29 protein-coding genes are annotated in these 26,808 nt (G+C 72.2%); 19 read left to right on the top strand and 10 right to left on the bottom strand.

Annotated features, from left to right (window positions below; translation table 11 throughout):
* Positions 1 to 109: 109 nt before the first annotated feature.
* The 4 genes from A6A25_RS18555 to A6A25_RS18540 are packed head-to-tail and all read left to right on the top strand — an operon-like array spanning position 110 to position 3,798.
* Positions 110 to 886 (top strand): ABC transporter ATP-binding protein, encoded by a 777-nt coding sequence (locus A6A25_RS18555; RefSeq protein WP_073891765.1) that lies wholly within the window; start codon positions 110 to 112, stop codon positions 884 to 886.
* A 38-nt stretch (positions 887 to 924) separates the two neighbouring features.
* The gene (locus A6A25_RS18550) at positions 925 to 1,704 is read left to right on the top strand and encodes an enoyl-CoA hydratase/isomerase family protein (protein ID WP_073891763.1); all 780 of its coding nucleotides are present in this window, start codon (positions 925 to 927) and stop codon (positions 1,702 to 1,704) included.
* Positions 1,694 to 2,647 (top strand): class I SAM-dependent methyltransferase, encoded by a 954-nt coding sequence (locus A6A25_RS18545; protein ID WP_073891761.1) that lies wholly within the window; start codon positions 1,694 to 1,696, stop codon positions 2,645 to 2,647. Before A6A25_RS18550 ends, A6A25_RS18545 begins: the two co-directional genes overlap by 11 nt.
* On the top strand, positions 2,647 to 3,798 hold the full coding sequence (locus A6A25_RS18540; RefSeq protein ID WP_073891759.1) for a THUMP-like domain-containing protein: 1,152 nt from the start codon (positions 2,647 to 2,649) through the stop codon (positions 3,796 to 3,798). The genes A6A25_RS18545 and A6A25_RS18540 overlap by 1 nt, the downstream gene beginning before the upstream one ends.
* Here A6A25_RS18540 and A6A25_RS18535 read toward each other — a convergent pair.
* The gene (locus tag A6A25_RS18535; RefSeq protein WP_073891799.1) at positions 3,772 to 4,719 is read right to left on the bottom strand and encodes a nucleoside hydrolase; all 948 of its coding nucleotides are present in this window, start codon (positions 4,717 to 4,719) and stop codon (positions 3,772 to 3,774) included. The two genes, A6A25_RS18540 and A6A25_RS18535, sit on opposite strands and share 27 nt — an antisense overlap.
* A 43-nt stretch (positions 4,720 to 4,762) precedes the next feature.
* Entirely contained in the window at positions 4,763 to 5,575 is an 813-nt protein-coding gene (locus A6A25_RS18530) for a hypothetical protein (protein WP_143193238.1), read from the bottom strand.
* A 77-nt stretch (positions 5,576 to 5,652) separates the two neighbouring features.
* Here A6A25_RS18530 and A6A25_RS18525 point away from each other — a divergent pair, with 77 nt between their 5' ends.
* The gene (locus A6A25_RS18525) at positions 5,653 to 6,399 is read left to right on the top strand and encodes an acyltransferase (protein WP_073891798.1); all 747 of its coding nucleotides are present in this window, start codon (positions 5,653 to 5,655) and stop codon (positions 6,397 to 6,399) included.
* A 161-nt stretch (positions 6,400 to 6,560) separates the two neighbouring features.
* Here A6A25_RS18525 and A6A25_RS18520 read toward each other — a convergent pair whose 3' ends face one another.
* Positions 6,561 to 6,968 carry a winged helix-turn-helix transcriptional regulator gene (locus tag A6A25_RS18520; RefSeq protein ID WP_241828775.1) on the bottom strand — a complete coding sequence of 136 codons (408 nt, stop codon included), beginning with the start codon at positions 6,966 to 6,968 and terminating at the stop codon, positions 6,561 to 6,563.
* A 67-nt stretch (positions 6,969 to 7,035) separates the two neighbouring features.
* Here A6A25_RS18520 and A6A25_RS18515 point away from each other — a divergent pair, with 67 nt between their 5' ends.
* Positions 7,036 to 7,974, top strand: a complete 939-nt coding sequence (locus A6A25_RS18515; RefSeq protein WP_073891753.1) for an NADP-dependent oxidoreductase — start codon at positions 7,036 to 7,038, stop codon at positions 7,972 to 7,974.
* Here A6A25_RS18515 and A6A25_RS18510 read toward each other — a convergent pair.
* Positions 7,964 to 8,542 (bottom strand): TetR/AcrR family transcriptional regulator, encoded by a 579-nt coding sequence (locus tag A6A25_RS18510; RefSeq protein ID WP_073891751.1) that lies wholly within the window; start codon positions 8,540 to 8,542, stop codon positions 7,964 to 7,966. The two genes, A6A25_RS18515 and A6A25_RS18510, sit on opposite strands and share 11 nt — an antisense overlap.
* Before the next feature lie 94 nt (positions 8,543 to 8,636).
* Here A6A25_RS18510 and A6A25_RS18505 point away from each other — a divergent pair, with 94 nt between their 5' ends.
* Both A6A25_RS18505 and A6A25_RS18500 read left to right on the top strand, forming a co-directional pair.
* Positions 8,637 to 9,551, top strand: a complete 915-nt coding sequence (locus A6A25_RS18505) for an SDR family NAD(P)-dependent oxidoreductase (RefSeq protein WP_073891749.1) — start codon at positions 8,637 to 8,639, stop codon at positions 9,549 to 9,551.
* 46 nt (positions 9,552 to 9,597) lie between these two features.
* Positions 9,598 to 11,463, top strand: a complete 1,866-nt coding sequence (locus tag A6A25_RS18500; RefSeq protein ID WP_143193237.1) for an NACHT domain-containing protein — start codon at positions 9,598 to 9,600, stop codon at positions 11,461 to 11,463.
* On the opposite strand, the gene A6A25_RS18495 is transcribed toward A6A25_RS18500, so the two are convergent.
* The 3 genes from A6A25_RS18495 to A6A25_RS18485 form a co-directional block, all read right to left on the bottom strand.
* A complete protein-coding gene (locus tag A6A25_RS18495; RefSeq protein ID WP_073891745.1) occupies positions 11,460 to 12,710 on the bottom strand; it encodes a glycosyltransferase family 4 protein in 1,251 nt (416 codons plus the stop codon). The two genes, A6A25_RS18500 and A6A25_RS18495, sit on opposite strands and share 4 nt — an antisense overlap.
* A gap of 133 nt (positions 12,711 to 12,843) precedes the next feature.
* The gene (locus A6A25_RS18490; protein WP_073891743.1) at positions 12,844 to 14,316 is read right to left on the bottom strand and encodes a 1,4-alpha-glucan branching protein domain-containing protein; all 1,473 of its coding nucleotides are present in this window, start codon (positions 14,314 to 14,316) and stop codon (positions 12,844 to 12,846) included.
* Positions 14,313 to 15,059: a class I SAM-dependent methyltransferase gene (locus tag A6A25_RS18485; RefSeq protein ID WP_073891741.1), complete on the bottom strand. Its 747-nt coding sequence runs from the start codon at positions 15,057 to 15,059 to the stop codon at positions 14,313 to 14,315. The genes A6A25_RS18490 and A6A25_RS18485 overlap by 4 nt, the downstream gene beginning before the upstream one ends.
* 314 nt (positions 15,060 to 15,373) lie before the next feature.
* Between A6A25_RS18485 and A6A25_RS18480 the strand changes: the two genes are divergently transcribed.
* The 3 genes from A6A25_RS18480 to A6A25_RS18470 are packed head-to-tail and all read left to right on the top strand — an operon-like array spanning position 15,374 to position 17,252.
* Positions 15,374 to 16,414 (top strand): hypothetical protein, encoded by a 1,041-nt coding sequence (locus A6A25_RS18480; protein ID WP_073891739.1) that lies wholly within the window; start codon positions 15,374 to 15,376, stop codon positions 16,412 to 16,414.
* Complete coding sequence (locus tag A6A25_RS18475) at positions 16,414 to 16,614, top strand: hypothetical protein (RefSeq protein ID WP_073891737.1); 201 nt, start codon at positions 16,414 to 16,416, stop codon at positions 16,612 to 16,614. Before A6A25_RS18480 ends, A6A25_RS18475 begins: the two co-directional genes overlap by 1 nt.
* On the top strand, positions 16,614 to 17,252 hold the full coding sequence (locus A6A25_RS18470) for a hypothetical protein (protein ID WP_073891735.1): 639 nt from the start codon (positions 16,614 to 16,616) through the stop codon (positions 17,250 to 17,252). Before A6A25_RS18475 ends, A6A25_RS18470 begins: the two co-directional genes overlap by 1 nt.
* 24 nt (positions 17,253 to 17,276) lie before the next feature.
* Here A6A25_RS18470 and A6A25_RS44765 read toward each other — a convergent pair whose 3' ends face one another.
* Both A6A25_RS44765 and A6A25_RS18465 read right to left on the bottom strand, forming a co-directional pair.
* Positions 17,277 to 17,420, bottom strand: coding sequence for a hypothetical protein (locus A6A25_RS44765; RefSeq protein WP_181319953.1), 144 nt, complete (start codon positions 17,418 to 17,420; stop codon positions 17,277 to 17,279).
* 49 nt (positions 17,421 to 17,469) lie between these two features.
* Positions 17,470 to 18,312, bottom strand: coding sequence for a DegV family protein (locus A6A25_RS18465; protein WP_073891733.1), 843 nt, complete (start codon positions 18,310 to 18,312; stop codon positions 17,470 to 17,472).
* A gap of 279 nt (positions 18,313 to 18,591) precedes the next feature.
* Here A6A25_RS18465 and A6A25_RS18460 point away from each other — a divergent pair, with 279 nt between their 5' ends.
* From A6A25_RS18460 to A6A25_RS18445, 4 genes are all read left to right on the top strand, one after another.
* Complete coding sequence (locus tag A6A25_RS18460) at positions 18,592 to 19,374, top strand: electron transfer flavoprotein subunit beta/FixA family protein (protein ID WP_073891731.1); 783 nt, start codon at positions 18,592 to 18,594, stop codon at positions 19,372 to 19,374.
* 14 nt (positions 19,375 to 19,388) lie between these two features.
* Positions 19,389 to 20,348 carry an electron transfer flavoprotein subunit alpha/FixB family protein gene (locus tag A6A25_RS18455; protein WP_073891729.1) on the top strand — a complete coding sequence of 320 codons (960 nt, stop codon included), beginning with the start codon at positions 19,389 to 19,391 and terminating at the stop codon, positions 20,346 to 20,348.
* 148 nt (positions 20,349 to 20,496) lie between these two features.
* Positions 20,497 to 21,267, top strand: a complete 771-nt coding sequence (locus A6A25_RS18450; protein ID WP_073891727.1) for a GNAT family N-acetyltransferase — start codon at positions 20,497 to 20,499, stop codon at positions 21,265 to 21,267.
* A complete protein-coding gene (locus A6A25_RS18445; protein WP_241828774.1) occupies positions 21,264 to 22,130 on the top strand; it encodes a lysophospholipid acyltransferase family protein in 867 nt (288 codons plus the stop codon). The genes A6A25_RS18450 and A6A25_RS18445 overlap by 4 nt, the downstream gene beginning before the upstream one ends.
* 60 nt (positions 22,131 to 22,190) lie before the next feature.
* Here the strand turns inward: A6A25_RS18445 and A6A25_RS18440 are convergent, their stop codons facing one another.
* Positions 22,191 to 22,523, bottom strand: coding sequence for a hypothetical protein (locus A6A25_RS18440; RefSeq protein WP_073891725.1), 333 nt, complete (start codon positions 22,521 to 22,523; stop codon positions 22,191 to 22,193).
* A 161-nt stretch (positions 22,524 to 22,684) separates the two neighbouring features.
* On the opposite strand from A6A25_RS18440, the gene A6A25_RS18435 reads away from it, so the two are divergent.
* The 4 genes from A6A25_RS18435 to A6A25_RS44075 all read left to right on the top strand — a co-directional run bounded on the left by A6A25_RS18435 (position 22,685) and on the right by A6A25_RS44075 (position 26,736).
* Positions 22,685 to 24,055: an MFS transporter gene (locus A6A25_RS18435; protein ID WP_073891723.1), complete on the top strand. Its 1,371-nt coding sequence runs from the start codon at positions 22,685 to 22,687 to the stop codon at positions 24,053 to 24,055.
* Complete coding sequence (locus tag A6A25_RS18430; RefSeq protein WP_073891721.1) at positions 24,055 to 25,242, top strand: cysteine desulfurase family protein; 1,188 nt, start codon at positions 24,055 to 24,057, stop codon at positions 25,240 to 25,242. Before A6A25_RS18435 ends, A6A25_RS18430 begins: the two co-directional genes overlap by 1 nt.
* Positions 25,243 to 25,247: 5 nt before the next feature.
* Entirely contained in the window at positions 25,248 to 26,333 is a 1,086-nt protein-coding gene (gene mnmA, locus A6A25_RS18425; RefSeq protein ID WP_073891719.1) for a tRNA 2-thiouridine(34) synthase MnmA, read from the top strand.
* An 82-nt stretch (positions 26,334 to 26,415) separates the two neighbouring features.
* Positions 26,416 to 26,736, top strand: coding sequence for a hypothetical protein (locus A6A25_RS44075; RefSeq protein WP_073891717.1), 321 nt, complete (start codon positions 26,416 to 26,418; stop codon positions 26,734 to 26,736).
* The last annotated feature ends 72 nt before the right edge of the window (positions 26,737 to 26,808 follow it).

Genomic DNA, 26,808 nt, shown 5'->3' with positions numbered 1-26,808 from the left:
CATACCTCCCCCCGCCGGACCACCGGCGGTAGGGGGTGAAGAACAATGGCGGCGGCGATGCACCGACGGGGCGAGGGCAGGCGTGGAAAACGAAGATCTGGTCATCCACATGCAGGGTGTTTCGGTTCGACGTGGCAAGACCACGCTGGTCGGGGACGTCGACTGGAGCGTGGAGCTGGACGAGCGCTGGGTCGTGCTCGGCCCGAACGGGGCGGGCAAGACCACGCTGTTGAGGCTGGCCGGCGCGGAGCTGCACCCGACCAAGGGGAAGGTGCACCTGCTCGGCGAGCGGATCGGCCGGACCGACATGGCCGAGCTGCGGCCCCGGATCGGGCTGTCGTCGTCGGCGTTGAACGGGCGCATCCCGGCCGACGAGAAGGTGGTCGACCTGGTGGTCAGCGCCGGGTACGCGGTGCTGGGCCGCTGGCGCGAGGAGTACGACAAGCTCGACACCGGCCGCGCCAGGGAGCTGCTGGCCACGATGGGCATCGAGCACCTGGCCGACCGCACCTACGGCACGTTGTCGGAGGGTGAGCGCAAGCGCACGTTGGTCTCCCGGGCGTTGATGACCGACCCCGAGATGCTGCTGCTGGACGAGCCGGCGGCGGGCCTGGACCTGGGCGGTCGCGAGGACCTGGTGGCCCGACTGTCGGAGCTCGCGCTGGACCCGGACGCGCCGGCGATCGTGCTGGTCACGCACCACGTGGAGGAGATCCCGCCCGGCTTCACGCACGCGCTGCTGCTGCGTGACGGCGGCATCGTGGCGCAAGGCCTGCTGGACGACGTGCTGACCGAGGAGAACCTGTCGAAGACGTTCGACCAGCCGTTGGAACTCCAACGGTCGGGTGACAGGTACTTCGCCCGGCGCAAAACTACCGAGGGGTAACCTGCGAGGCGCACCGACGTCAGGTCGAGGAGGACCGCGTGGCTGAGTTCGTGAGGCTCGAAGTCGAGGACGGGATCGGCACCATCCGGCTGGACCGCCCGCCGATGAACGCGCTCAACCGGCAGGTCCAGGAGGAGATCCGGTCCGCCGCGCTGGAGGCGACCGACCGGGCCGACGTCTACTCGGTGATCGTGTACGGCGGCCCGAAGGTGTTCGCGGCGGGTGCGGACATCAAGGAGATGGCCGAGCTGTCCTACGCCGAGATGGCGGCCCGCGCGGGCGCGTTCACGTCGGCGTTGCGCGCGGTGGAGGAGATCCCCAAGCCGACCGTGGCCGCCATCACCGGCTACGCCCTGGGTGGCGGGTTCGAGCTGGCGCTGTGCGCGGACCGGCGGATCGCGGGCGACAACGCCAAGGTCGGCCAGCCGGAGATCCTGCTCGGCGTGATCCCCGGCATGGGCGGCACGCAGCGCCTGCCGCGGCTGATCGGGCCGTCGCGGGCCAAGGACCTGATCTACACCGGCCGGTTCGTCGGCGCTGAGGAGGCGTTGCGGATCGGCATGGTGGACGAGGTCGTGGCCCCCGACGACGTCTACGAGGCGGCGAAGCGGTGGGCGGGCCAGTTCGTCAACGGCCCGGTGCGCGCGTACGCCGCCGCGAAGGCCGCGATCGACGGCGGGCTGGACACCGACCTGGGCAGCGGGCTGAAGCTGGAGAGCCAGCTGTTCGCCGCGATGTTCGCCACCGAGGACCAGAAGACCGGCATGGCGTCGTTCATCGAGAACGGCCCGGGGAAGGCGAAGTTCAGTGGCCGTTGATCCCAAGCCGAACCCGCACGCCACCGCCGAGGAGATCGAGGCGGCGTACAAAGACCCCAAGCTCGCGAACGTGCTCTACCACGACTGGGAAGCCGGCACGTACGACGAGAAGTGGTCGATCTCCTACGACGAGCGCTGCATCACCTACGCCAAGGACCGCTTCCGGGCGGTCGCGGGTGACACGGGCCCGTACGAGCACGCGCTGGAGCTGGGCTGCGGCACGGGGTTCTTCCTGCTCAACCTCATGCAGGGTGACGTGGTCAAGCGCGGCTCGGTCACCGACCTGTCGCCGGGCATGGTCGAGGTGGCGCTGCGCAACGCCGAGCAGCTGGGGCTGCCGGTGGACGGTCGGGTGGCCGACGCCGAGCGCATCCCGTACGACGACGACACGTTCGACCTGGTGGTGGGGCACGCGGTGCTGCACCACATCCCGGACGTGCCCGCCGCTATGCGCGAGGTGCTGCGGGTGCTCAAGCCCGGCGGGAAGTTCGTGTTCGCGGGCGACCCGACGAACGTCGGCAACTTCTACGCCCGCAAGCTCGGCCAGCTGACCTGGTGGCTGACCACCAACGTGACCAAGCTCGGCCCGCTCAACGACTGGCGCCGGCCGCAGGAGGAGCTGGACGAGTCCTCGCGCGCGGCGGCGCTGGAAGCGGTCGTGGACCTGCACACGTTCGACCCGTCGGACCTGGAGCGGACCGCGCGGTCGGCCGGGGCGGTCGGGGTGCGGGCGGTGACCGAGGAGCTGTCGGCGGCGTTGTTCGGCTGGCCGGTGCGCACGTTCGAGGCCGCCGTGCCGCGCGAGAAGCTGGGCTTCGGCTGGGCGATGTTCGCCTACAAGACCTGGCAGCGGCTGTCCTGGGTGGACGAGAACGTGCTGGCCAAGGTGCTGCCGCGCGAGGTGTTCTACAACGTGTCCGTGACGGGCCGCAAGCCGCTCTAGTGGCCTACGCGTTCAGCCTCGACGACGTGGCGTACCTGCGTTCGGACGCCGGGTGCGCCGCGTTGTCGGCGCTGGCCGACCTGCCGCTGACGCCCGCGTCGCGGCTGGCCGACGTGAACCGGGCCAAGCAGGTCTCGCCGACCCACTTCGCGGCCGTGCTGGAGACGTTGCTGCTCCGGCGCAAGGCAGCGGCGAAGGTCGCTTTCCCCGACGGCCTGTTCACCTCCGACGCGTTGCAGCAGGCCACCGCGCACCCCGTGGCGGTGCACCGGGCGCGTCGGTTCACCGGGCCCGCGCACGACGTGACGTGCTCGATCGGCGCGGACCTCGCGGCGTTGCCGGAGGGCTCGATCGGGTCGGACCTCGACCCGGTGCGGCTGGCGATGGCGCGGCACAACCTGGGCGACGCGGTGCCGCTGGTCCGGGCCGACGCGTTGCGGCCGGTGTCGCGTGGCACGGCGGTGCTCGCCGACCCGGCCCGGCGGGACGCGAGCGGGCGGCGCACGTGGCACCCGGCGGACTTCGCGCCGCCGTTGGACGAGCTGGCCGACGCCTACGCCGGGCGTGACCTGGCGGTGAAGTGCGCGCCGGGCGTGGACTTCGCGGTCGCGCCGTGGGCGGACGAGGTCGAGCTGGTGTCGTTGGACGGGCAGGTGCGCGAGGCGTGCCTGTGGACCCGTGGCCTGGCCACGCCGGGCGTGACGCGGCGGGCGACCGTGCTGCGGTCGGACGGTCCGGAGTGGACGATCACCTCCGCCGAGCCGGACGACTGCGGGGTCGGCGAGCCGGGTGAGTGGCTGGTCGACCCGGACGGCGCGGTCGTGCGGGCCGGGCTGGTGCGGCACTACGCGGCGCGGCACGGGCTGGCGCAGCTGGACGAGCGGATCGCCTACCTGACCGGGCCGGTGCCGCCGCCGGGCGTGCGCGCGTTCCGGGTGGTGGAGCACGGGCACTACAGCGAGAAGGCGTTGCGGTCCGTGCTGCGCGCGCACGACGTGGGGCGGCTGGAGATCCTGGTCCGCGGGCTGGACGTGGACCCGAACGCGGTGCGGCCGAGGCTGAAGCTGTCCGGGTCGGGTGAGGCGACCGTGGCGCTGACGCGCATCGGCCGCCGTCCCGTCTACCTACTGGCGCACGCCGAGCGCACTTAGCCTGTCGAACAGGAACGCGCGCAGGCCGTCGAGGTCGGCGTCCAGCGTGATGTCGAGGGTCTTCGGCGCGTCCACCTCCAGCCGCTGGTCGACCACGAGGCCGCCCCGGTTCGGGCCGAACGAGCAGTCGACGTCCACCGGGAACGGGGTGCCGCTCAGGATCCCCGGCCGCACGGCCTCGGCCACCGCGACCGCGTCGTGCACCGCCATGCCGTCCCAGCCGAGGAACCGCCGGTAGGTCTCCAGGTAGGACGGCGTGAGGCCGACGAGCGTGGCGGCGACGTCGGACGTCTTCGCCAGCGCGTCCAGCCACTCGGCGCTGACCGCGCACCGGCGGGTGAGGTCCATCGGGACCAGCGTCGTCGGCACGTCCTCCTCGACCAGCACGCGGCGGGCGGCCTCGGGGTCGCTCCAGACGTTGAACTCGGCCGTGGCGGTGACGTTGCCGCCGCCGACCCCGCCGCCCATGGCGACGATCCGGCCGATCTTCGGCTTGAGGTACGGGTGCGCGGCCAGCAGCAGGGCGATGTTGGTGAGCGGGCCGATGGGCACGATCGTGACGGGTCGGTCGGCCTGGTCGAGGAGTTCGCGCAGGAGCGTGACGGCGTCGCGGGCGTCCGGGCCGCGGGTGGCTTCGGGGAGCGTGTCGGCGTACCCGGAGAGGCCGTCCGAGCCGTGTGCGCTGGACAGGTGCGGGTGGGGGTGGATCAAGGGCCGGGACGCGCCCACGCCCACCGGCACGTCGTCGCGGCCGAGCAGGGCGAGCAGGCGCAGGGCGTTGCGGGTGGTGTTCTCCAGCGAGACGTTGCCGAAGACCGTGGTCACCCCGATCAGGTCGACCTCGGGGCTGGCGGCGGCGAGGGCGAGGGCGAACGCGTCGTCCACGCCGGGGTCGGTGTCGATGATCAACGGAGTCGTCACGGGCACCACTGTGGCACGGCGTGCGAATCACGTGGCCGGGTCGTCAGCAGCGCGGCAGCAGCGGCGGGTTGGGCCGGCGGTGGATCGCGAGCTTGTAGGCCGGGGTCGTCAGCGCGTGGCCGATCGTGCCGGGCCGCACGTCGGTGAGCGTGCACAGCGTCCGGGCCCGGACCGAGTCCTGCCGCAGGATCTCCGGCCGGCGCGTGTCGTGCGCGATGAACGTCAGGTCGTGGTCGCCGGACTCGACCACGTAGCCCACCAGCCGCGTGCCGTCGGTCCGCTCGACCGCCTCGGTGGGCAGCCAGAACTGCACACCGTAGAGGTTGATCGCGAGCGTGCCGGCGATCAGCGGGACGGCCAGGATGGTCGTCACCGTGCGACGGCTGAACCCGTGCGCTTCGCGCATGTTCCGCACCTGCAGCCAGGTGGCCGCCACCCCGAGCACCATCATCCCGGCCAACAGCAGCGGGAGCAGGGCGCAGGACAGGAGGACCACCGTGAAGAGCGCACCGCGGACCACGCGGCCCTTCGTGGTCTTGGGGACCACGGCGTACAGCGCGATGAACGCGAACGCGGGCAGCACCATGAACGTCGGGCTGAAGGCGCTGAACGCGACCGCGGCGAAGTCGATGTGCCGGCCGAGCACCCGGATCAGCCGGGCGTCGAAGTCGGCGAACAGCAGCGTCTTGAGCACCACCATGGCGATCGGGACACCGGTGAGCAGCAGCGCGGCCAGCTCCAGCCAGGTCCACGACCTCGCGGGCCGCCGCACGTCGCCGCGCCGGTGCTGCCCGGCCCGGAGCCGGCTCAGCCTGGACCGGTCGGCGGGCCGTCTGCGAATCCGGATCCCTGGCACGCGTCCCCCAGTTGTGCGTCCAACGGCACGGCGACCTGGCACTTTACTGGTCGGGACCGGAAGTTAGAGTGCCGTTCGTGACGAGCATGTGGGGTGCGCCGGTGTGGACGAGGTGGCGTCGGTCGCGCCGCGACCCGGCGCAGGCCAGGTTCCTCACCCTGGCCTCGCTGCGCTGGGTGCTGCGGCACCGCGCGTACACGCCCTGGTACCTGGTGCGGTACTGGCGGCTGCTGAAGTTCCGGATCGCGAACCCGCACGTGGTGCTGCGCGGCATGGTGTTCCTGGGCAAGAAGGTCGAGCTGCACTGCCGCCCCGGCTACGGCCGGCTGGAGATCGGCCGCTGGGTGCACATCGGTGACGGCAACGCCATCCGCTGCCACGAAGGTTCCCTGCGGATCGGCGACAAGGCCGTGTTCGGCAAGGACAACACGGTGAACTGCTACCTCGACGTGGAGATCGGCGCCGCCACGCTGATCGCCGACTGGGTCTACATCTGCGACTTCGACCACGTGACGGCGGACATCACGCTGCCGATCAAGGACCAGGGCATCGTGAAGTCGCCGGTGCGCATCGGGCCGGACTGCTGGCTCGGCACGAAGGTCACCGTGACCCGCGGCACGCGGATCGGGCGCGGGTGCGTGATCGGCGCGCACGCCGTGGTGCGCGGTGACGTGCCGGACTTCAAGATCGCCGTCGGCCTGCCGGCGCGGGTCGTCAAGGACCGCCGCGCCGACTACGAGGCCGACGCGGTGCGCCGGGCCGCCGTCGCCGACATGGCCCGCAAGGCGCGGGAAGCCCTGGAGCAGTCCCGCAACGGTTCCTAGTGCCACGACCGGCAACCTTCACCGCGTCTTCCGGCGCTCAGCAGGGCGCCTCGCGGCACCGCCCCCACGCCCCCATCCGGCCAGGATGAGGACGTGGGGCCGGCACCGCGATCCACCCGTCTGACCGTCGGAACACGGGGCAAAGGCTGCCGGTCGCGGCACTAGACCGGCTGCAGCTCCTCGCCGGCCTTGCGGTCGTACGCCTCCTGCGCGGCGCGGATGTCCTCGATGTGGTTCTCCGACCACGCCCTGATCGCGTCCATCAGCCCACCCACGTCGTCACCCAGCGGCGTGAGGCTGTACTCGACGCGCGGCGGCACGCTGGGGTACACGGCGCGGTGCACGAGACCGGCCCGTTCCAGGTCGCGGAGCGTCTGGGTGAGCATCTTCTGGGTGATGCCGTCGAGGCGGCGGCGGAGTTCGCCGAAGCGCATGGTGCCGGGCCGCAGGGCGGCGACGACCAGGCACACCCACTTGTTGGCCAGCAGGTCGAGCACGGCTCGTGAGGCGCAGGTGCGGAGGTAGGCGTCCGCGCCGCCGTGAGCGCGCAGGTCAGTGACGGTATACACGAGGTACCTAGATACCATTCAGGTGCCTTCTTCACAACAGGTACCACCGTGGATGATCCTTTCGACCATGACGAACGAGATGCGTGCGGTTGTGGTCGAGGCCTTCGGCGAGCCCGAGGCGATGCGGGTGCGGACGGTCGCGAAGCCGGAGCCGGCGATGGGCGAGATCCTGGTGGAGGTGCGCGCGGCGGGCGTGAACGCGTTCGACTGGCTGGTGCGCCGTCACGGCTACTGGTTCACCACGCCGTGGGTGCCGGGGTGGGACGTCTCCGGCGTCGTGGCGGCCGTGCCGGCGGGGGAGAACCGGTTCCGGGTCGGTGACGAGGTGTTCGGGATGCCCCACCTGCCGCGCCCGGCCGGTGCGTACGCCGAGTACGTCGTCGCGCCCGCGCGCCACTTCGCCCGCAAGCCCGCCAACGTCGACCACGTGCAGGCGGCGGCGTTGCCGCTGGCCGCGCTCACCGCGTGGCAGGTCCTGACCGAGGCCGCCGAGGTCAAGCCGGGCGATCGGGTGCTGGTCCACGCCGCCGCGGGTGGTGTCGGGCACGTCGCCGTGCAGCTGGCGAAATCCCTCGGCGCCTGGGTGATCGGCACCGCGAGCGCGGGCAAGCACGACCTGCTGCGCGAGCTGGGCGCCGACGAGCTGGTGGACTACCGGACGCGGGACTTCGGCGAGCTGGGCGGCGTCGACGTGGTGGTCGACCTGGTCGGCGGCGACTACGAAGAGCGGTCGATGCGGGTGCTCAAGCCGGGCGGGGTGTACGTGGGCCTGACCGACCCCAGCCGGCTGCCCGAACTGCTCGTCAAGGCCGAGGCGCTCGGTGTGGGCGCCAAGACCGTGTCCGTGGCGCCGGACCACGCCGCGCTGGAGCACCTGGCCGGGCTGGTGGAGCGCGGAGAGCTGCGGGCGGTCGTCGCCGAGACGTTCCCGCTGGAGGACGTCGTCAAGGCGCACGAGGTCGGCGAGGCCAACCGGACCACGGGCAAGCTGGTGCTCACCGTCTGAGGCCGTCCACCACCAGGTCGACGGTGGCGACCAGGAACTCGTCGGTGACCAGCCGGCCGGTCACCAACAGGTGGAAGTAGGGCGGCCCGAGCACCGCCTCGATCACCCGCTCGGGGTCGACGGGCGCGATCTCGCCGCGTTCGACGGCACGGCGGACCACCTCGCCGTCCACCGCGAGGCGTTCGGTCCAGAACGCGCGGCTGGTCGCGGCCACCGCGTCGTCGTGCGGCGAGAGGGCGACGGCGACCCGCACCATCGCCTGCACCTCGACCGCGGTCAGGTTCGCGATCGCGGCTCGGACCAGGGCGAGCAGGTCTTCCCGCAGGTCACCGGTGTCCGGGATGGGCACCCGGTCGGTCGCGCGGGCGCGGATCGCGTCGAGCAGCAACGCCTCCTTCGTGCCCCAGCGCCGGTAGACGGTCGTCTTGTTGACGCCCGCGCGCCGGGCCACGCCTTCCAGGCTCAGGTTGTGGTAGCCGGCCGCGGCCAGTTCGGCGAGGCCGGCTTCCAGCACGGCGGCGCGGACCTGCGCGCTGCGACCACCGGGACGACGGCGTGGCTCGGGCACGGCGAGGACCTTAACGCAACTCGTTGTTGCGCGAAGGACGATCCGCCGGGAGACTAAAAGCAACATCGTGTTGCTTTTAGTCCTGGGGGTTGTGATGAACGCTGACCACAGCAGGCGTGCCGTGCTGGGCGGGATGCTCGGCGCGGGGGTCGTCGGGGCCGGCCTGGCCGCGGTGCCCGGCCTGGCCGCGGCCGAGGACCGGGGTGCGCGGGGCCGCTACGCGGGCAAGGTCGTGCAGATCACCGGCGCGACGTCGGGCATCGGCGAGGCCACCGCGCGGGCGTTCGCGGCGGCCGGTGCGAAGGTGGCGTTCTGCGGCAGGCGGACCGCGCTGGGGCGGCAGGTGGAGCGGTCCATCCGCGAGGCGGGCGGTGACGCCACCTACATCGCCGCCGACGTGCGGGTGCCGTCGTCCGTGCGGGAGTTCGTGGATGGCGCGGTGCGGCGGTACGGGCGGGTGGACATCGCGTTCAACAACGCGGGCGTGCAGGTCAACGCCGACCTGGACGACGTCACGGTCGAGCAGTGGGACGACGTGATGAACACGAACGCGCGCGGCGTGTTCCTGGCGATGAAGTACCAGGTGCCGCACCTGCGGGCGGGCGGCGGCGGGCACATCATCGTCAACTCGTCCGTCGGCGCGATCGTCGGCAGGCCCGGCCTGTCCACCTACCAGGCGACGAAACAGGCCGTGCGCGCGCTGGTGCAGTCGGCGGCCCTGGAGTACGGCGTGGACGGCATCCGCGTGAACGCGATCATGCCGGGCATCACCGACACCCCGATGATCCGCCCGGCCGAGTTGGACGAAGCCACGTGGAACCAGGCCAAGGTCGCGCTGGGCCGGTTGAACGTGGACGGCCTGAAGCGGATCGCGTCACCGGACGACATCGCCCGCGCCGTGCTCGCCCTGGCGTCCGACGACCTGGCGTACCTGACCGGCGCCGCCATCCCGGTGGACGGCGGCATCGTCGCGGGCCGCCGCATGCTCCTGCCGCAGCTGCCTTCGTGACCCCTAGGATCGGCTGAAATCCGCCGTCCCGCCTCGTGGAGCGCCCGTGTCACGACCTGAGTTATTCACGTACACGGGCGCTCTTCGCGTGCTGGGGAAGTACGAACGGCCGTGGTTGGAGAAGTTCGACATGGCGTTGGGCGGCGCCATCCTGGCCGGTGGCGCGCTCGGCGGGGCGGACGTCCTCGGGCTGATCGACCCCAAGAACGAGGCCATGTCGTCGTTGCGGAAGGTGCTCGACGGAGTCTCGGCCAAGATGACCGGCTTGTCCGGCGTGCACCGCCAGGAACTGGTGTCCGCCGCACACACCGTGATCGCCGTGAACTCGGTGTTCGACGCCTTCCGCGACCAGCTCGGGCCCGCGTTCGACCGGCTCGACATCACCGATCGCGAGAAGTTCCGGATGCTCGGCGTCGAGCCGGCGGGGAAGAACGAGGCCTCCGCCCTGCCCGCGTTGGCGGAGCTGGACGTCCCGGCCCCCGACGCCACGCGCGGTTTCCAGCAGAACCTCGAAGGCCCGCTCAAGCACTTCTTCTCCAGGACCGCGGCGGCGGTGGCGGACTTCCTCTCCGGGCTGGCGCAGTGGCCCGCCCTGTCGGCCGGGTTGGACCACGGCTGGCTGTCGACGGTCGCCGGGGGAAGCGTCGAGCACTACGAGCACCACTACCTCGGACTGGCGTCGGCGATCCCGGAGTTCGGGGTCTGGACGTTCATCGGCGAGCACTCGGCCACGCGCGCCGCCGTCGAGGCGGGTAACGCGCAGCTGGCGCGAGCCCTGGCCGCACAGGCCGAATCGCTGGAGCGCTTCGCCCTGCTGCTGTCGGCCACGTCGTCGAGGTCCCAGCCGGACCGTTCCTACCGGGCGAAGCTGGAGCGGGCGGCGACGGCCACGCTCGCCAAGCCCTTGCTCCGGACCGACCAGGACACCCACCCCGTCAACGCCCGCTTCCCGTCCGTGGAACGCGGTTTCGTCGCACCCCGCTACCGGGTCGCCGTGCACGACGAGGAAGCCGTGCCGTCGTCCGAGGAGTGGTGGTCGTCGCACACCGCGGTCGAGGAGGACATCGACGCGTTCCTGGCGGCGCACCTGTCGAGCCCGACCAGCACCGATCGGCCGTCGCTGGTGCTGGGGCACCCCGGCGCGGGCAAGTCGCTGCTGATGGAGGTGCTCGCGGCCCGGCTGCCCGCGTCCGGGTACACGGTGGTGAACGTCCAGCTGCGCAAGGTCAACGCCGACGACGCGGTCCGGGCGCAGATCGAGACGGCGTTGACCGATGTGCTGGCGGAGAAGGTCGACTGGGGCAGGCTCGCCGACGAGTGCGACGACAGCATCCGCGTCGTGCTGCTGGACGGGTTCGACGAGCTGGTCCAGGCGAGCGGCGTGACGCAGTCCAACTACATCAAGCAGGTGCGCGACTTCCAGCAGGGCGAGGCCGCCGTGGGTCGGCCGGTGGCGGTCGTCATCACGTCGAGGACCCTCGTCGTGGACCGGGCGCGCATCCCGCACGGTGTGCCGATCGTGAAGCTGGAGGAGTTCGACAATCCCCGCATCGGCAAGTGGCTCGACGCGTGGAACACCGCGAACACCGCCACCCCGGACTTCCGGCCCCTCGCTCTGGAGGACCTGCTCCGCCACGGCGACCTGGCCCGGCAGCCGCTGATCCTGCTCATGCTGGCCATCTACGCGGCCGACGCGGAGAGCGGTCGGCTGGACGACGAGAACCTGTCCCAGGCCGAGCTGTACGAGCGGCTGATCGACTCGTTCGTGGTGCGGCAGGCCCGCGGGAGGGGCCCGCCGCCGAGGAGGGCATTCTCGGCTTCGTCCAGGACTACCTTTGCCGCGCACAAGGTCGTGGGGACCTTCCCTGACCTGGCCTCGGCGCTCGATGCGCTCCGGCGCATGGAGGCCTAGAGGAACACGTTGCCGGTCGGGATCTTGGGGCGGCCCAGCGGCGGGTGGTCGTGGATGGTGGCGGAGTGGTAGACCGCGACGGTGTCCTCGGCGATCTTCGACCAGTCGAAGTCGGTGCCCAGGCGGGACTTCGCGGCGCGGGCTCGGCGTTGGGCGGCGGGGCGGTCGTCCAGGACGGAGCGGACCGCGCCGGCCAGGGCCTCGATGTCGCCGGGCGCGAAGGACAGGCCGGTGACGCCGTCCAACACGACTTCGCCCAAGCCGCCCGCGGTGGACGCGACCAACGGGGTGCCGGCCGCCGCCGCTTCCAGCGCGACGATGCCGAACGGCTCGTACTTGCTCGGCAGCACGACCGCGTCCGCCGCCGCCAGCGCCGCCGCCAACGCGCGGTCCGGCAGGTGGCCGACGAAGTCGACCGCCCGCCGCACCTTGTGCTTGCGCGCCTGCTCCACGAGCCAATCCCGGTGCGTCCCGGTGCCGGCCACGACCAGCCGCGTGCCGGGGTGGATGCGGCGGATGCGGGGCAGGGCGGCGATCAGGTCCTGCACGCCCTTCTCCCACTCCAGCCGACCGAAGAACAGCAGCAGCGGCGCACCGGACGGGCTGTGCGCGGCTCGCGCGGCGGCCACGTCGGAGGAACGCACGCGCCACCGGCGTGGCTCGATGCCGTTGTGAAGCACCGTGACGGACGACGGGTCCACCTCGAACAGGTGCGCCACCTCGGTCCTCATCGCCGACGAGCACGTGATCAGCGCGTCCGCCCGGTTCGCCAGCCACCACTCGACCGAGTGCACCTGCTGGTTCAACGTCTGCGACAGCCACCCGCTGTGCCGCCCGGCCTCCGTCGCGTGCACGGTCGCCACCAGCGGCGCGCCACACACCTCCGACAGGGCGATCGCGGGGTGCGTGACCAGCCAGTCGTGCGCGTGCACGACGTCCGGCCGCCAGTCCGCCAGCAACCTCGACCCGGCGCGCGTCATCGCGTGACCCATGGCCAGCGTCCACGCCACCAGGTCCCGCTCGAACACCAGGTGCGTCGGGTCCTCGGCCACCCGGATGAGGCGCACGCCGTCGACCACGCTGTCCGTCGTCGGGTGCGTGATCGCGTCCGACCCGGCGGGCTGCCGGCACAGCACGACCACCTCGTGCCCCTGCGCCGCCAGGTGCCCGGCCAGCGCGTGCACGTGCCGGCCCAATCCGCCGACGACGACCGGCGGGTACTCCCAGGACAACATCAGCACGCGCATGGGCCATCCTCGTGTTCGACTGCCGCTGCTTTCCGGACGGCCGCCTGATCGACGCGACCTCGCACGGCGGTCCAGTCTGCGGGCAGTGTGCCGGTGGCGGCTAGGGGCAGGGGTTCGCGGGCCCGGGGCGGCGTCACCTGGCCAGCCCTCGCGCGTCGAGGTGGCCGAACGGGCCGTCGACCAGGCGCAGTTCGGCCGCCCGCGCACGCCCGTGCCCGGCTCGCCGGAGCGCGACCAGCTCGCTGAACCGGTCCGCGTGCACCTTGGCCCGGTACCGGGCGTAGTCGGCGGCCGAGTCCTTGGTGACCATGAACGCCCAGTCGCTGGACAGCGCCAGCAACGCCTCCCGCACGGCCTGGTCGGCGACCGGGTCGCGCACCACGCCGGACAGGTCCAGCGCGAGCAGTTCCCGCTGCACCTCGGCGTTGCCGTGCACGATGTCGACGACCTGCGGCCCGTTCCACACCTGCCAGTCCTTGCCCGAGCCCCACGACGACGGCGGCACGTCGACCGGCGTGCCCACGTGCCCGGCCTCGACGGCGCCGCGCAACGTCGTCACCCGCACCCCCGCCGGGGGCAGCAGCCGCAGCACCGCTTCCAGCCACGCCGGACCCTCGTGCCACCAGTGCCCGTACAGCTCGGTGTCGTACGCGGCGACCACCAGGGACGGTTTGCCGTGCTGCTCCTTCAACGCCCGCAGCCGCCGCACCACGGTGTCCACGAAGTCCGCCGCGTGCCGCTGCACGGCCTGTGCCGCCAGGTCCGGGTCGTACGGCCGCTTGTCGGACGGCTCGACGTGCTTGCCCGTCACCCGCGACGGCTTGAGCCCGCTGGGGTGGTCGTAGGTGTGGAAGTCCCGGTACGCCGGGTCGCCCGGGTAGCCGACCTTGGGTGACCACACCCGGTACGACACCTCCAGGTCACGCCCGAACGCCACCACGTCCGACGTGCCGACCGGCCTGCCCGCGGCGGTGTCGCCGCGCAGCGACGGCCCGTCCACCAGGAACCGCCGCACACCGGCCCGCGCGTAGTCGTGCTCCAGGCCCGGCGCGTACGCGCATTCCGGCGCCCAGATGCCCTCCGGCGTCGTCCCGATCCGCAACGCGGTGTCGTCCAGGCCCGTCCGCAACGAGAACGCCCGCAGCCGCGGGTCGAGCAGCGGCTGGAACGGGTGCGCGGCCGGTCCGCCCAGCAGTTCGACCACCCGCGAGTCCACAAGGGACCGCAGGACCGGCGAGAAACCGTGCCGCCAGCGCGTTTCGAAGCGGTCCAACGCCCACGCCGACGCGCGGTGCTCGCGCGTGGCCAGGTCGGGCAGCCGGGACGACGCGCTGTGCGCCCGCAGCTGCCAGTTGCCCAACCAGTCGTGCAGGCCGCGCAGGCTGTACGGGTCGTCCAGCTGCGCGGCCAGGATCGGCGTGACGCCCAGCGTCAGCACGTCCTCGCGGCCCTCGGCGGCGAACCGCTCCAGCAGGTCCACCACCGGCAGGTACGAGTGCGCCCACGCCTGGTACAGCCACTCCTCGCCGACCGGCCAGGCGCCGTGGTGCGCCAGCCACGGCAGGTGGCTGTGCAGGACCAGGCAGAACGTCCCCTCGTGCGTCACGGGCGCACCGCCACGGCCACCAGGTCCAGGCTCGCGTCCAGGTCGTCGGTGGTGATCTCGAAGTCCTCCGCGCGCACCGACGCCACGGCGGCCAGCAGGTCCTCGGGCCAGTCGCCACCGTCCACCACCACGGCCACCTGCGCGTCGATGATCGACCCGCCGAACCGCTCGTCGAGCGCGCGCAACGCCGGGCCGTGCCGCAGACCGGCCAGCAGCTCGACCCGCAGACCGGCGCCGACCAGCAGCTCGTGCAGCTCGGCGGGCGCCAGTTCCCGGGTGTGGAACGGGTTGAGCGGCGTGTCGCGGCCGGGGGAGAACGTGATGCGGTTCGGCGTGGTGACCAGCAGCCGCCCGCCGGGTCGCAGCACCCGCGCGCACTCGGCCAGGAACCCCTCCTGGTCCCACAGGTGCTCGATGACCTGCAGGTTCGCCACCACGTCCACGCTCGCGTCGCGCAGCGGCAACGACGCCAGGTTGCCGCGCAGCACCGCCAGTTCCGGGTACGCGCGGCCGGCGTGCGTCGCGGTCAGCTCGTCGTAGTCGAGCGCGACGACCCGTTCGGCGTGCCGGGCGATCAGCGCGGCGCCGTAGCCCTCGCCGCAGCCGGCCTCCAGCACCACCGCGCCGCCGCAGTGCCGGACCAGGTCCAGGTACGCCGCCTCGTGGCGCCGGAACCAGTAGTTCTCCTCGGCGATCCCGGGCACGGTGCGCTCACCGGTGAGGGGCAGCGGCTCGACGGTCACCCGACCAGACTAGTTGCTCGTTACTCGTGGGTAGGCATCGCCCGTCCGTTGGGCTGTCACTGTTTCGTGTGAACTTGTCGCCACTCGATTGTCGGTATTTGTTGCTGTGTGCATTAACAATGAATCGGTCGATTCGGGAAAGCAGCACTATCGGGTGACCTAAGCCGAGGCTGGGCCGATCTTCCCTGATGGTGTTTCCGCAGCCAGCGGCACGCATCGACGGTATCGCACCAGGGTAGTCGAGGGTGGTCATGTGCCGGTTGGGTGCCTTACGCTCGGTACCCTCGGCCAATCTTCGAACGAGCGGGGCCGCCATGGGTGCGAAAGAGCCGGAGATTGTTCCGCTGCACGCGGGTTTCGACATCGTCTACCGAGGTTTCCACCGCCGTCAGGTGATCGAGCACCTGGAGAACCTGGACGAGCAGCTCAAGTACAACGCCCTCGACCGCGCCGAGGCGCTGGCCCAGGCCGCCGACCTCCGCAAGCTGCTGGAGATGACCCGCGGCGACCTGGACGCGGCGCGGGCCCGCATCGAGCGGCTGGAGAAGTCGCCCAACACGACCACCGGCGCGTCCGAGCGGCTGCACCGGATGCTGACGCTCGCCGAGGACGAGGCGAACGACCTGCGGCTGCGCGCCGAGCAGGACGTCGCGGCGTTGCGCGAGCGCACCGAGGCGGAGTTGGCGGACCTGCGGCGCCGGGTCGAGGAGGAGTTGGCCGCGCAGCGGGCCGAGGCCGACGCGCACGCGCGGGAACAGCGTGACGCGGCCAACCAGCGGGCCGCCGAGCTGGACCAGCGCGAGGTCGACCTCGAACGCCGTCAGGCCGAGGTCGAGGCGCACTTGAGGGCCCGGGCCGAGGAGGTCGAGGCCGAGTGCGCGGCCGCCGTGGCCAAGGCGAAGCAGGAGGCGGACCGCGTGCTGAGGGAGGCGGCCGAGCGGTGCGCGCAGCTGGAGGCCGACTCGGACGCCAAGCGCACCAAGGCGCAGAACTTCTTCGAGCTGACCATGAACCGGCGCCGCCACGAGGCCGAGCAGCACTTCGCGGAGCAGGAGGAGCTGGCGAAGGCGCGCGCCGCGTTCCTGATCAAGCTCGCCGCCCGTGAGGCGAGCAGGCGCATCGACGAGGTCCAGCGGCAGGCCGACGAGCTGCGCGAGTTGCGCCAGACGGTGGCCGCCCAGTTCGCCTCGGCCCGCGTCGCGTTGGACACGGCGGCCGACCGCGTGCCCAGCCTGATCCCGGAGCAGACGACCGCCGAGCAGGTGAACGCGGAACCGGTGGCCGTGGAAGCGGTGGAGGTCGTGCCGCCGGAGGTCGGGCAGGCGGCGACCGACGGCGCACGGGTCGGTGCTTGATGGCGTTGCGGCTCGTCCTGCTGTCCGCGGTGGGCTTGGCGGTCGTGGGCTTGGTACCGGTCTTCGCCGTCCACGGCGGCGAGGCCGCGGGCGCGGTCACGCGTCCGACGAAGGCGCCGGTGCGGCCGACGGTCGAACCGGCGGGGGAGTTCCCGATCGGGCCGGGCGGGCAGGCCGTCCGGTCGAGTGAGGATGGGTGATGTCCGGGGTGGCGGTGGTGTTCGGGCTGTGCGCCTTGTCGTTCGCGGCGGGCTGCGTGCTGACGGCGGTCATGCTCCGGCGCGAACAACCACCCGAACCCGCCGCCGAACCGACACCGCCACCGCCGGTGCCCCGGCCGGAACCGCTGTTCCCGCCGCAGGACTACGCGACCAAGCCGATCCACCGCAACCCGGTGATGGGCATCCCGACCGCGCTGCCCGCACCGCGATCCGCCCGACCGAACCTGGCCCTGGTGCCGGATCCGCCGCCGGGGACCGAGCTGCCGGTGCGGCAGGACGCCGTGCGCCGGATGCACGTGGTGCGCACCGGGCCGACGCCCGAACCGCTCGAACCACCCGCGGAGGATGCGACAACGGCCGACTTGGTGGCGGTTGCCGAACGGGGCGAGCCCGCCGCCGAGGTCACCGGGCCCGCTGAACCTGCCGGACCTGCCGAGGCCGTCGCCGAAGCGGCCGAGGGCGCCGAACCGGTCACCGAGCCGGCCGGGCCCGCGGCATCATCCGGGCCGGCCGAGCCTGCCGACGAAACCGGTGAGCCGATGGTCATCCAGGTGTCGGTGCGGTCGGAGCCGGTCCGGCGCACGGCCGAAGCGGCCCGCCGGGAATCCGACCGGTAGCGGGCCGCTGAACGGCGGCGGCTGTCAGCGCTTGCGGAACTTGCGCAGCAGCTGCTGGGCCTTGGCCTTGTTGCGGGGGTCGCGCGCCGCTTGCTTGACCTGCTCGGTGACCCGACGGCCCTGCGGACTGCGGGCGAACGCGGCGAGCTTGCTGAACAGAGATGCCATGTCCACCTCCTTCCCTGCACGCTCAACGCTCAAACCCCGCACGGAGTTCCTAAACCGGCGAAACGGTCACGCCCACCGCCCCGGGGCCGACGTGCGCGCCGATCGCCGAGCTCACCTGGGTCACCAGGAACCGCCGCACGTTGGGCAGCTTCGCGCGCAGCTGCTCCAGCACGCTGCCCGCGCGATCGGCCGCGTCGAAGTGCTCGACCGCGATGTCCACGGCCTCCTGACCGGCCCGCTTGACCGCGATCTCGACCAGCTTGCGCACCGCCCGCTCGGTGCCGAGCACCTTGTCCAGCGGCGCGATCCGCCCGTCGATGACGGTCAACAGCGGTTTCATCGACAGCGCCGAGCCGAGCAGGGCGGCGGCCTTGCCGATCCGACCACCGCGCCTCAGGTACTCCAACGTGTCGACGTACAGCAGTTCGCTGCTGCGCCGGACGGTGTGCTGCGCGGCCGACACGACGCGGTTCGCGTCACCTCCCGCGGCGGCCACGGTGGCGGCGGCGACGACCGCGTAGCCGAGGCTCATGCCGCACGTCTGCGTGTCCACGACGTGCACCGGGACCTGCGCCTGGGCGGCGGCCTGCCGGGCCGCCTCGACGGTCTGGGACAGGCCGGTCGACACGTGCAGCGACACGATCGCCTCCGCGCCGGAGGCGGCCGCGTCGGCGTAGGACCAGAAGAACGCGCCGGGGTCGGGTGGCGCGGTGGCCACGTCCAGCTGCCCGCGCAGGGCGTCGACCAGCTTCGGCACGGGCACGCGGACCTCGTCCTCGACCCAGTCGCCGATGCGCACCTGGATCTGCGCGACGGTCACGCCGAGCTTTTCGGTCAACTGCGGCGGCAGGCAGGCGGTGGAGTCCGTGACAATCGCTACTCGCCGTGACATGCGCTCGAACGTAGCCCAATAGGGGGAGTGTCTGTAACGCCATCGTGCGGACAGACGACATTGTCCGAATAGCCTGGAACGCACCAGTGAGCATCATCACCCGTCGGGGGTGCTTGCTGTCGTTTGCACCCGTGCTACCGGTGGGTAACATGCGGGTGGCAGACACCACCATGCCAATGCGGCGATGACATGGCAGGGTCACGAGCAATCCGGCGACCGCAGGCAACTACCGTCGCCCACCCACGTCGCCGCCCGTCCGCAGGAGGTCGAAGAGGACCCATGAACATTGTCGTCCTGGTCAAGCAGGTGCCCGACACCTGGTCCGAGCGCAAGCTCGCCGACGCCGACCACACCCTCGACCGCGAGTCCGCGGACGCCGTGCTCGACGAGATCAACGAGCGCGCCGTGGAAGAGGCGCTGCTGCTCCAGGAGGCGCACGGCGGCGAGGTGACCGTCGTCGCGATGGGTCCCGACCGCGCGACCGACGCGATCCGCAAGGCCCTCTCCATGGGCGCGGACAAGGCGGTGCACATCTCCGACGAGGCCCTGCACGGTTCCGACGCGCTCACCACCGCGAAGGTGCTGGCCAAGGCCATCGGCACGATCGAGGGCTACGACCTGGTCATCGCGGGCAACGAGGCCACCGACGGCCGCGCGGGCGCGGTGCCGGCGATGCTGGCCGAGCTGCTGGGCGTGCCGCAGGTCACGCAGGTGCGCAAGCTCACCGTCGAGGGCGGCACGGTGAAGGCCGAGCGGGAGACCGACGAGGGCGTCGCGCACCTGGAGGCGAGCCTGCCCGCCGTGGTCAGCGTGAACGAGAAGATCAACGAGCCGCGGTACCCGTCGTTCAAGGGCATCATGGCGGCGAAGAAGAAGCCGGTCAGCACGCTCACGGTCGCCGACCTGGGGCTGGACGCGGGCGAGGTCGGCCTGGGCGCCGCCTGGTCGCAGGTGCTGGAGTCGGCGCCGAAGCCGCCGCGCGGTGCCGGTCAGCGTGTCGAGGACTCGGGTGACGGCGGTGCGAAGATCGCCGAGTACCTGGTCGGCCAGAAGCTCATCTGAAGGCGAGGAATCCAATGTCTGAGGTACTCGTCCTCGTCGACCACGTCGACGGCGAGGTCAAGAAGGTCACCTATGAGCTTCTATCCGCCGCGCGCGGTCTCGGCGAGCCGGCCGCGGTGGTGGTCGGATCGCCCGGCACCGCGGGCAAGGTGAGGGAGTCCCTGGGCCGCTACGGCGCCGTGAAGGTGTACGCGGTGGAGTCCGAGGACGCCGTCAACCACCTGGTCACGCCGAAGGTGGACGCGCTCGCCGCGATCGCGGGCACCGCGTCGCCCGCCGCCGTGCTGGTGTCGGCGACGCTGGAGGGCAAGGAGGTCGCGGGCCGGCTCGCCGTGCGGCTGGACTCCGGCCTGCTCTACGACGCCGTCGACCTCGACGGCGAGGGCGTCGCCACGCAGTCGATCTTCGGTGGCGCGTACGTGGTGAAGTCCAAGGTCACCAAGGGCGTGCCGGTCATCGCCGTGCGCCCCGGTGGCGTCGAGGCGTCCGAGTCCCCGGCGGACGCGGTCGAGCAGGCCGTCGAGCTGCCGGCCGCGAACCCGGCGCTGGTCACCAAGGTGACCGGCCGCGAGCCGGTCGTCGGCGGCGACCGCCCGGAGCTGACCGAGGCGTCGGTCGTCGTGTCCGGTGGTCGTGGCGTGGGCAGCGCGGAGAGCTTCGAGGTCGTCGAGAAGCTGGCCGACAGCCTCGGCGCGGCGGTGGGCGCGTCCCGGGCCGCGGTGGACTCCGGCTACTACCCGCACCAGTTCCAGGTCGGCCAGACCGGCAAGACGGTCTCGCCGCAGCTGTACATCGCGCTGGGCATCTCCGGCGCGATCCAGCACCGGGCGGGCATGCAGACGTCCAAGACGATCGTCGCGGTCAACAAGGACCCGGAGGCGCCGATCTTCGAGATCGCCGACTTCGGCGTCGTGGGCGACCTGTTCGCGGTCGCGCCGCAGTTGACCGAGGAAGTCGCCAAGCGCAAGGGCTGACCTGCCGGTTCGTCCACGGGGGCCGTCTCGCCGCACGCGAGGCGGCCCCCGCGCCGTTCACGACCACACCGCGGCTTAACCGACCTGCCACTGAGGCGTCATCGGAACGACCTGCTCCCGGTCGCCAACCGGTCGGTAGACCAGAGCCATGACGCAGCCGCAACTGCTTGTCAGCACCGGTGACGCCGCTTCCGACGCGCCGCGCTACTCCCTGCTGGTCGCGCGTGACAGCGACGAGGTCGTGGCCGCGCAGCGGCTGCGGCACGAGGTGTTCGCCACCGAGATGGGCGCCGTGCTGCACAGCTCCGTGCCGGGGCACGACGTCGACTACTTCGACCAGTACTGCGACCACCTCGTGGTGCGCGACGACCGGACCGGCGACATCGTCGGCACCTACCGGATGCTGCCGCCCGAGCGCGCCGCCGAGGCGGGCCGGCTGTACTCCGACGGCGAGTTCGACCTGTCCGCCCTCGACGCGCTGCGGCCGTCGCTGGTGGAGACCGGCCGGTCGTGCGTGCACCCCGACCACCGCAACGGCGCCGTGGTGTCGTTGGTGTGGGCCGGGATCGCCCGGTACATGCTGCTGTCCGGGCACTCGTGGCTGATCGGCTGCGCCTCCGTGCCGCTGCACGACGGCGGTTCGTTCGCGGCGGGCGTCTGGGACGTGGTGCGGGCCAAGCACCACGCGCCCGAGGAGTACCGGGTGACGCCGTTGACGCCGTGGGACGTCGACTCCGTGGCGCGGCCGGACAAGACCGTGCTGCCGCCGCTGCTCAAGGGGTACCTGCGGCTGGGCGCGTGGGTGTGCGGGCGGCCCGCGCTGGACGCCGACTTCGGCGTGGCCGACCTGCCCGTGCTGCTCGGGATGGAACGCGTCGACCAGCGGTACCTGAAGTTCTTCCTCGGGGAGACGGCGTGAGCAAGCACGCGTGGATGCCCGTGTCGCCGTGCGGCGACGGGTGCGTCGACCACTCGACGGCCTCCGTCGGCACGGTGCGGGTGGTGTGGCGGGTGGTGACGGCGTCGGCCGTGATGCTGTCCGGGGTGCTCGTGGTCCTCGCGGTCCTCTGCGTGCGCGGGCAGGCGCGTTCGGTGCTGCTGCGGCGCTGGTTCCGGGCGCTGCTGCGGGCGTTCGGCGTTCGGCTGCGGGTGGTCGGGCCGGTGTTCCAGGACAACCCGGGACGTGGTGTGCTCGTGGTGTCCAACCACGTGTCCTGGTTGGACGAACTGGCGATCGACGCCGTGCAGCCGATCCGGATGGTGGCCAAGCGCGACATCCGCGACTGGCCGGTGCTGGGCCGGCTGATCACCGCCGCCCGGACGGTCTACCTGGACCGGGAGCGGCTGTCGCTGCTGCCGGGGACGGTGGCGGAACTGGCGGCGGCACTGCGGGACGGCGCGGCCGTCGGCATCCACGCCGAGGGGACGACGTGGTGCGGCGTGGCGTCCGGGCGCTACCGGCCGGCGCTGTTCCAGGCCGCGCTGGACGCCGGCGTGCCGGTGCGGCCGGTGGTGCTGCGGTACCTGCAGGGTTCCACGACGTCCACCCGGCCCGCGTTCATCGGGTCCGACACGCTGGTCGACTCGATGCGGCGGGTGCTGCGCTCGCGCGGGCTGGTGGTGGAGGTGCACGTGCTGGACGAGGTCGCACCCGGCCGCGCGTCGACCCGGCGGGAACTGGCGGCACTCGTGCAGCAGGAGTCCGAACGGGTCGCGTACAACCCGGTCGCGGTGCCCGCGCAACGGGTGCACGCCACCTCGAAGACCGCACAGGCCGCCTGACGGGTCCGCGGGTGGCCCGCACCCCCAGTGCGGGCCACCCGCGGACCGCGGGGCACCGCCTCAGCAGGCCTTCACCGACACGGAGTGGACCCGGCCGGAGATGTTGTAGATCGTCACCTTGCCCCAACTGCCGCTCTTGGTCACGTTGTAGGTGTAGCCCGACTGGACCTGCCGGCTGCGCTTCGCGCCGGCGGGCACGTCGGCCTGCTGCACGACGAGCTCGCCCGCCTTCGACCCGCTGGCGTAGATGATGGAGAACAACCTCGGGCCGCTGCAGTTGTTGGTCCAGTTGATGTAGCCGTAGCTCGCGGCGGACGCCGGGACCGCCGTGACGGCGAGCCCGCCGAGGGCCAAGCCGAGGGAAGCGAGCAGGACGGTCAAGCGCTGACGCACGGGTTCTCCTTCGGGCACGAATGGATCACCGGCGAACCTAGTGCCGCGACACCGACCACCACGTGGGCTGTTCGCACCACACGTGCGCGCGGACCGGACGCGTCCTGAACTGCGTCATATGGCCTTGACCTCGACCTGGGTGGAGGTTGAACCATTGAGCCGTGACGACGACGACCGACGCGCCCGCCAAGAGCAACCTGTGGACACCTGAACGGCGAGGCCCGACGGTCGGGATCATCCTGCTCGTCACGCTGCTCGCGTTCGAGAACATGGGCGTCAGCACGGCGATGCCGCAGATGGTCGCCGACCTCGACGGCAACGACCTCTACGCGTGGCCGTTCCTGGCGTTCCTCGCCGCCAGCGTGGTCGCCACCGTGCTGTCCGGACGGCTCAGCGACCTGCGCGGGCCGCGGCCGTCGTTGCTGGTCGGACCCGCGCTGTTCCTGGTCGGCCTGCTCGTCGCCGGACTCGCCCAGGACATGTCGCTGCTGCTGCTCGGCCGGGTGCTGCAGGGCTTCGGCGGCGGTGCGCAGGTGGTCGCGGTCTACGTACTGATCGGGCTGGTCTACCCGGAACGGGACCGGCCCGCGGTGTTCGGCATGCTCGCGTCGGCGTGGGTGGTGCCGTCGCTGGTCGGACCGGCGGTCTCCGGGTGGCTGACCGAGGCGCTGAGCTGGCGCTGGGTGTTCCTGGGACTGGCACCGTTCGTGCTGCTGGGCGTGCTGCTGCTGGTGCCCGTGCTGCGGAACCTGCCGCCGCACACCCCGGACTCCAACACCCGGCGCGGGCTGCCGTTGGCCGCGCTCGGCGCCGGGCTCGGTGTCGCGGCGCTGAGCTGGGCCGCGCAGCACCCGCACGGCCTGAACCTGGTGATCGGCCTGGTCGGACTGGCGGTGCTGGCACCCGCGCTGCGCGTGCTGCTGCCCAAGGGAACCCTCACCGCGCGTCGCGGCCTGCCGGTGACGATCCTGGCCCGAGCGCTGCTCGCCGGCTCGTTCTTCGCGGCCGAGGCGTTCATCCCGCTGACGCTGACCGCCGTGCACGGCTACTCGGCCATCGCCGCCGGCATCCCGCTCACGCTGAGCGCGCTCGGCTGGTCCAGCGCCGCCTGGTGGCAGTCCCGCAGGCCGGACATCCCGCGCGAGAAGCTGGTGCGTTGGGGGTTCGTGCTCAACGCCGCGGGTATTTCCGGAGTGACGCTCATCGCACCGGCATGGGGTCCGGCGTGGGCGACCCCGGTGCTGTGGGCGATCGCCGGAGCGGGAATGGGGATGGCCATGTCGAGCCTGAGCGTGCTCACCCTCGGCGCGTCGTCCGAGGTCGACCGGGGGTTCAACTCCTCGGCCCTGCAGATCAGCGACATGCTCGGCTCGGCGCTGCTGGTCGGCCTCGGCGGTGTGCTGGTCACCACGTTCGCCTCGGCCACCGCGCCGACGGCCGCCGTGGTGCCGTTCGACCTGCTGATGGTGGGGGTCGCGGTGCTCGGTGCGGTGCTCGCCGGGCGGCTGGGCAGGGCTACCCTGGAAAGCTGATGGCCTACTTCGACCACGCCGCCACGACCCCCATGCTCCCCGAGGCGATCGAGGCGATGACACGGGCGTTGTCCACGACGGGCAACGCCTCGTCGCTGCACACCTCGGGACGGCGGGCGCGGCGGCTGGTCGAGGAAGCGCGGGAGGACATCGCGGACGCCCTCGGCGCGCGCCCCTCCGAAGTGATCTTCACCAGCGGCGGCACGGAGAGCGACAACCTCGCGGTCAAGGGCATCTACTGGTCCCGCCGCACGTCCCGCCGCCGTCGCGTGGTGGCCACGTCGGTCGAGCACCACGCCGTGCTGGACGCCGTGCAGTGGCTGGCCGAGCACGAGGGCGCCGAGGTCACCTGGGTGGAGCCCGACGGACTGGGCCGGATCAGGCCCGAGGCGCTGCGCGACGCCCTGGACGACGACGTGGCCCTGGTCACCGCGATGTGGGCGAACAACGAAGTCGGCACGATCAACCCGGTGCCCGAGCTGGCGGAGCTGGCCGCCGGGCGCGCGATCCCGTTCCACACCGACGCGGTGCAGGCCGTCGGCGCGGTGCCGGTCGACTTCGCCGCCTCCGGCGCGTCGGCGCTCACGCTCACCGGACACAAGCTCGGCGGGCCGTACGGCGTCGGCGTGCTGCTGCTGGGCCGTGACGTGACGACGACACCCGTGCTGCACGGCGGCGGGCAGGAACGGGAAGTACGGTCCGGCACGCTCGACGTGCCGTCGATCGTGTCCCTCGCCGCGGCGGTGCGGCACGCGGTGGACCACCAGGCCGAGTCGGCGGCGGAACTCGCCGCGCTGCGCGACGAGCTGGTGGCGTCGGTGCGGCGCGTGGTGCCGGACGTGGCGGTGAACGGCGACCCGGTGCACCGGCTGCCCGGCAACGCGCACCTGACGTTCCCCGGCTGCGAGGGCGACAGCCTGCTGATGCTGTTGGACGCCAAGGGCATCGAGTGCTCCACCGGTTCGGCCTGCACGGCGGGCGTGGCGCAGCCCAGCCACGTGCTGCTGGCGATGGGCGTGGACCCCGTGTTGGCGCGCGGTTCGCTGCGGTTCTCGCTCGGCCACACCTCCACGGCGGCCGACGTGCGCGAACTGGCCGAGGTGATCGGCCCGGTGGTGGAGCGGGCCCGCACAGCGGGCATCGCTGGGTTGAAGAGGCTTGCGGGCAAGGCGACGGCGGAGGTGTGACGGGCATGAGGGTGCTGGCGGCGATGAGCGGCGGGGTGGACTCCGCCGTGGCTGCGGCGCGGGCGGTGGCGGCGGGGCACGAGGTGACCGGCGTGCACCTGGCGCTGTCGGCGAAGCCGGGCACGTTGCGCACCGGCGCGCGCGGCTGCTGCACGATCGAGGACGCCCGGGACGCGCGGCGCGCGGCGGACGTGCTCGGCATCCCGTTCTACGTCTGGGACTTCGCGGAGCGGTTCACCGAGGAGGTCGTGGACGAGTTCGTGGCCGAGTACGCGGCCGGCCGCACGCCCAACCCCTGCCTGCGGTGCAACGAGAAGATCAAGTTCGAGGCGTTGCTGGACAAGGCGATCGCGCTCGGCTTCGACGCGGTGTGCACCGGGCACTACGCCCGGTTGTCCACTGTGGACGGTGTGCTGGAGCTGCGCCGTTCGGCGGACGACGGCAAGGACCAGTCGTACGTGCTGGCGTCGTTGACGCACGAGCAGCTGTCGCACGCGATGTTCCCGCTGGGCGACTCGACCAAGGCACAGGTGCGCGCCGAGGCCGCCGAGCGTGGGCTCCAGGTCGCGGACAAGCCCGACAGCCACGACATCTGCTTCGTCCCCGACGGCGACACCCGCGGCTTCCTGACCCGGCGGTTGGGCGAGCAGCCCGGTGTGCTGGTCGACGACGAGACCGGCGCGGTGCTCGGGCGGCACGTGGGCGTGCACGAGTTCACCGTCGGCCAGCGCAAGGGCCTGGGCATCGACGCGCCCGCGCCCGACGGGCGGCCCCGGTACGTGCTGTCGCTGGAGCCGGTGAGCGGCACGGTGCGGGTCGGCGCGGCGGAGAAGCTGAAGGTGACCGAGATCGTCGCGCGGCGGCCCGTGACGCGGATCGAATTCGACGGGCCGGTGGAGTGCGTGGCGCAGGTGCGCGCGCACGGCGGCCTGGCGCCTGCGGTGGCCGAAGTCGTCGATGGTGAGCTGCTGGTTCACCTTCGGGAGCCGTTGAGCGGCGTCGCCCCTGGTCAGGCGGTCGCGGTGTACCGGGAGGACGCGGCGGCGGGCGACTTGGTGCTCGCCAGCGCCACCATCAGTTCGACCCGTTGACCTCGAGGCTTGTGGATTTGTCGGTGTCGCCTGCGACACTGCGTGCGTGCCGTATGACAACGCACGACGCCGGAGGTCGCTGGTGGACATCGGGACCCGGGTGAGGGTGCTCTCGAGCAAGCTCGACCACCCGTCCGCGCAACGTCTCGACGCGGAGCAGTTCGAGCGGCTGCGGGCGGAGGTCCGCACGCTGCGCTGGGTGGTCCGGGAGCGCCTGCACCGGCCCGAGTGGGCCGACCTGATCGCGCAGGTGGAGGCCATGGTGGAACGGGTGGAAGGGCTCGACCCGGCGCTTGCGCGCGAGGTCGAGGTGCCGTCGCAGGCGGGGATGTCGCAAGGGGGAGTGTCGGGGCGCGTTTCGCCGGAGTTGGGGGCGGTGGAGCGGGTGACGGAATGTCGGTGAGGGGCCGGTCGTTGAGCTGCGGCTCGGTGGTGAGGTCGGGCTCGGTGGTGGGGTCGGGCTCGGTGGTGGGGT

The sequence above is a fragment of the Saccharothrix sp. CB00851 genome, from assembly GCF_001905065.1.
Classification (GTDB): Bacteria; Actinomycetota; Actinomycetes; order Mycobacteriales; family Pseudonocardiaceae; genus Actinosynnema.
Note: the sequence above shows the minus strand (reverse complement) of the source record. Positions and strands in the feature narration are given on the sequence as shown.

Bases quoted from the DNA above. Each gene is read 5' to 3' on its own strand.
- A6A25_RS18475 (WP_073891737.1), top strand. From the start codon at position 16,414: ATGGCGTTGCGGCTCGTCCTGCTGTCCGCGGTGGGCTTGGCGGTCGTG.
- A6A25_RS18450 (WP_073891727.1), top strand. From the start codon at position 20,497: ATGACGCAGCCGCAACTGCTTGTCAGCACCGGTGACGCCGCTTCCGAC.
- A6A25_RS18430 (WP_073891721.1), top strand. From the start codon at position 24,055: ATGGCCTACTTCGACCACGCCGCCACGACCCCCATGCTCCCCGAGGCG.
- A6A25_RS18465 (WP_073891733.1), bottom strand. From the start codon at position 18,312: ATGTCACGGCGAGTAGCGATTGTCACGGACTCCACCGCCTGCCTGCCG.
- A6A25_RS18455 (WP_073891729.1), top strand. From the start codon at position 19,389: ATGTCTGAGGTACTCGTCCTCGTCGACCACGTCGACGGCGAGGTCAAG.
- A6A25_RS18505 (WP_073891749.1), top strand. From the start codon at position 8,637: ATGAACGCTGACCACAGCAGGCGTGCCGTGCTGGGCGGGATGCTCGGC.
- A6A25_RS18515 (WP_073891753.1), top strand. From the start codon at position 7,036: ATGACGAACGAGATGCGTGCGGTTGTGGTCGAGGCCTTCGGCGAGCCC.
- A6A25_RS44765 (WP_181319953.1), bottom strand. From the start codon at position 17,420: ATGGCATCTCTGTTCAGCAAGCTCGCCGCGTTCGCCCGCAGTCCGCAG.
- A6A25_RS18460 (WP_073891731.1), top strand. From the start codon at position 18,592: ATGAACATTGTCGTCCTGGTCAAGCAGGTGCCCGACACCTGGTCCGAG.
- A6A25_RS18480 (WP_073891739.1), top strand. From the start codon at position 15,374: ATGGGTGCGAAAGAGCCGGAGATTGTTCCGCTGCACGCGGGTTTCGAC.
- A6A25_RS18555 (WP_073891765.1), top strand. From the start codon at position 110: ATGCAGGGTGTTTCGGTTCGACGTGGCAAGACCACGCTGGTCGGGGAC.
- A6A25_RS18470 (WP_073891735.1), top strand. From the start codon at position 16,614: ATGTCCGGGGTGGCGGTGGTGTTCGGGCTGTGCGCCTTGTCGTTCGCG.
- mnmA (WP_073891719.1), top strand. From the start codon at position 25,248: ATGAGGGTGCTGGCGGCGATGAGCGGCGGGGTGGACTCCGCCGTGGCT.
- A6A25_RS18495 (WP_073891745.1), bottom strand. From the start codon at position 12,710: ATGCGCGTGCTGATGTTGTCCTGGGAGTACCCGCCGGTCGTCGTCGGC.